The organism is Leclercia sp. M50 (genome assembly GCF_037150775.1).
Lineage (GTDB): Bacteria > Pseudomonadota > Gammaproteobacteria > Enterobacterales > Enterobacteriaceae > Enterobacter.
The window spans coordinates 1-2,840 of the sequence record NZ_JBBCPK010000201.1; the positions used below are offsets into that span (position 1 = coordinate 1).

At 57.9% G+C, this 2,840-nt stretch carries 5 protein-coding genes; 3 read left to right on the forward strand and 2 right to left on the reverse strand.

Annotated elements, in window-relative coordinates:
- On the reverse strand, positions 1-462 hold a 462-nt coding region (locus tag WFM46_RS23420), incomplete at its 3' end, for an MFS transporter (RefSeq protein WP_336998690.1).
- 107 nt (positions 463-569) lie between these two features.
- Between WFM46_RS23420 and WFM46_RS23425 the strand changes: the two genes are divergently transcribed.
- From WFM46_RS23425 to WFM46_RS23435, 3 genes are all read left to right on the forward strand, one after another.
- Complete coding sequence (locus WFM46_RS23425; RefSeq protein ID WP_103178557.1) at positions 570-1,436, forward strand: helix-turn-helix transcriptional regulator; 867 nt, start codon at positions 570-572, stop codon at positions 1,434-1,436.
- A 137-nt stretch (positions 1,437-1,573) separates the two neighbouring features.
- Entirely contained in the window at positions 1,574-1,903 is a 330-nt protein-coding gene (locus WFM46_RS23430; RefSeq protein ID WP_336998691.1) for a type II toxin-antitoxin system RelE/ParE family toxin, read from the forward strand.
- On the forward strand, positions 1,884-2,171 hold the full coding sequence (locus WFM46_RS23435) for a helix-turn-helix domain-containing protein (protein WP_103178559.1): 288 nt from the start codon (positions 1,884-1,886) through the stop codon (positions 2,169-2,171). Before WFM46_RS23430 ends, WFM46_RS23435 begins: the two co-directional genes overlap by 20 nt.
- A 36-nt stretch (positions 2,172-2,207) precedes the next feature.
- On the opposite strand, the gene nfsB is transcribed toward WFM46_RS23435, so the two are convergent.
- The coding region (gene nfsB / locus WFM46_RS23440) for an oxygen-insensitive NAD(P)H nitroreductase (protein WP_336998692.1) at positions 2,208-2,840 on the reverse strand (633 nt) is incomplete at its 5' end.

Sequence of the window (2,840 nt, forward strand, 5' to 3'; positions counted from 1 at the left end):
GCCCATCTGCCCGACAATAAAGGCGATGCCGCCGATGCCGCCAAACAGGCTGATGGCTCTGGCGTGGGCGGTGCCTTTCAGGGTCACGTGAAGGGTGGCAAGAATTTGCGGCACGATCAGCGCTGCGCCCGCGCCCTGCACGATGCGCGCGGCCAGCAGTTGCTCGATATTGCCCGCCATCCCGCACAGCAATGAGGCCAGGCCAAAGCTCGCCACGCCCCACATAAACAGACGGCGACGCCCGAGGTTATCCCCCAGCTTGCTCCCGAGCGCCAGACAGACGGCAAAGGCCACCCCGTAGAGCGCCACAATTAGCTCCAGCTCGGTGGCGGTGGCATGCAGCGAGTGGATGATGGAATCCAGCGCCACGTTGGTGATCGAGGTATCGATCAGCGGCAGCATCTGGCCGGTTAACAGCAATATCAGGCCTGCCCGGCCCGGTGAAACAACTGACCTATTCATGGTGACTCCATTGCGTCAAACAGCGTAGCGTCGTAGCATCAACCATCTGATAAACGGGTACCAGTTCTTGCTTATACTGGTACTGGCACTACCACGCAGGGGGCACTATGGCGCTGATGTCTGAACCGGTCACCGCACTGCAGGATGACACCCGAAAACAGCTGGGGGCTTTTTTACGCGCCCGACGCGAAAGCCTCGATCCGCAGCGTCTTGGCCTGCCGCGCAGCGGTCGCCGCCGCACGCCGGGTCTGCGCCGGGAAGAGGTAGCCATGCTGGCGGATGTGGGCGTCACCTGGTACACATGGCTCGAGCAGGGCAGGAATGTGAACCCGTCCAGCGCGGTGATGGCGGCGGTAGCGAAAGCGCTGCAATGTACCCCGACCGAAGCCCGCCACCTCTTTCTGCTGGCCGGCCTGCCGCCGGGCGAAGCGCCGCAGGCGGTCTGCTGCGAAGGGATCAGCGAAGGCACCCGACGTCTGCTCGATACCCTGATGCCAAAACCCGCCAGCATCCAGAAACCGAATTTCGATATCGTGGCGTGGAATGACAGCTTCGGCCACCTGATGGGCGTCGACTTTAACGCCATCCCGCCGGAAGATCGCAACTGCATCTACCTGTTCCTCACTCACCCCGCATGGCGCGCCCGGCTGGGCAAGCGTGATGATGTGTTGCCCATTTTTGTCTCCTATTTTCGCGCGGCGATGGCCGAGCACCGGGGCGACCCGCAGTGGGAGGCCAAACTGGCACGTTTCTTTGCGGTATCTGAAGAGTTTGAAACCCTGTGGCACCAGCGCAACGACGTGCGCGGCGTGGAAAACCAGCTCAAGCTCTTTACCCATCCCGAACTGGGCGATTTTCATCTCCAGCAGATGTACTGGTACTCCGCCCCGCGCAACGGCTCGCGGCTGCTGGTCTATCTGCCGGTGGATGAGGCGGGAGAGAGGGCAATGGCGTGGCTGGCTGCACAGAAATAATTTCTGCGAGGGGCTTTCAGGGAATAGAAGTCACTCCGGTCTGACCTGGATAAAGGGTGTAAGGTAAATCACGAAAGGCAAAATTAGCCTTTAATGCAAATTGCCTTACATGCTAATATTTTCAGGGATGAAAAATCGTGTTCAGACTTATCGTTCATCAGGCAGTCAGAGAAGAGATCCTCTCGTTGCCTGCAGGCGTACAGGCGAAGCTGATTTGTCAGCTTGATAAATTGCGTGCTAACCCAACGGCACTTCGGGAGCCCGACAGCAAGCCATTACCCCATGGTTTGTTTGAAATAAGAACCGTCGGTCTGATTCATAGTCGCGGGATCTATGTGTATCAGCGGGAAAAAACAATTTATCTGTTGCGTGTATTTATCAAGAAGACGAAGAAAACGCCTTCTGCTGAAATCCGTCTGGCACTGAAAAGACAACAGGAGATGTTGGATGAGCAAGAAGATCATTGACTGGGATACGTTAAGAGCGGAGCTGTTAAGCGATTCAGATGTGCAGGCTGCCTTTGACGCCGAAGAGCGTAAGGCGCGGCTGCAGGAGATGCTGGCACAGTGGCGCAAACAGGCGGGACTGACGCGTGCTCAGGTGGCGGAGCGCATGGGGGTCAGCGCGCCAACCGTCTCCCGAATGGAGGCCAATATTACCCGGGCGAGTCTGGATACCTTAACGCGTTATGCGTTGGTGTGCGGCGTTAAGCATCCGCAGATTACGCTCTATTGAAAACAGGCACGCCGGAACCCAGCGTGCCAGTAGTCATTAGCACTCAGTCACAATCGTGCTCAGCGGCAGACGCGATTTCGGCAGCGTGGCGTTGAAATCTTCCACGCTGTGATGCCCGACCGGCACGACCACCAGGCTGGTGAAGCCTTTCTCTTTCAGACCAAACTCTTCGTCGAGGATGGCGGCGTCGAAACCTTCAATTGGCACCGCGTCCAGGCCCATTGCGGCCACGCCCAGCAGGAAGTTGCCGACGTTCAGGTAAACCTGTTTTGCCATCCACTGGTGGTCATCTTTCAGATCGACACGGTGCATATCGGCGAAGAAGGTGCGGCCCTTGTGGTTAGCGGCTTTCGCTTCCGGGGTGGCGAAACGGCCATCGGCCTCTTCCTGATCCACCACGCGGTTCAGCCAGGCATCGTCCATCGCGGTTTTAGCGCAGAACACCACCACGTGAGAGGCATCCAGCATTTTGCGTTCGTTGAAGACAAAGCCACCGGCTGCGGATTTCGCCACGCGCGCTTTGCCTTCTTCGGTGCTGGCGACGATAAAGTGCCACGGCTGCGAGTTGGTGCTCGACGGGCTGTACTGCAGCAAGGTTTTAATCTGTTCCGCCTGGTCGGCAGTCAGCTTTTTACTCGGATCAAAGGCCTTCGTTGAGTGACGCTTTAA

What these genes read in the sequence shown, in the direction of transcription:
- WFM46_RS23425 (WP_103178557.1), top strand. Translation starts at nt 570, where the DNA reads ATGGCGCTGATGTCTGAACCGGTCACCGCACTGCAGGATGACACCCGA.
- WFM46_RS23435 (WP_103178559.1), top strand. Translation starts at nt 1,884, where the DNA reads ATGAGCAAGAAGATCATTGACTGGGATACGTTAAGAGCGGAGCTGTTA.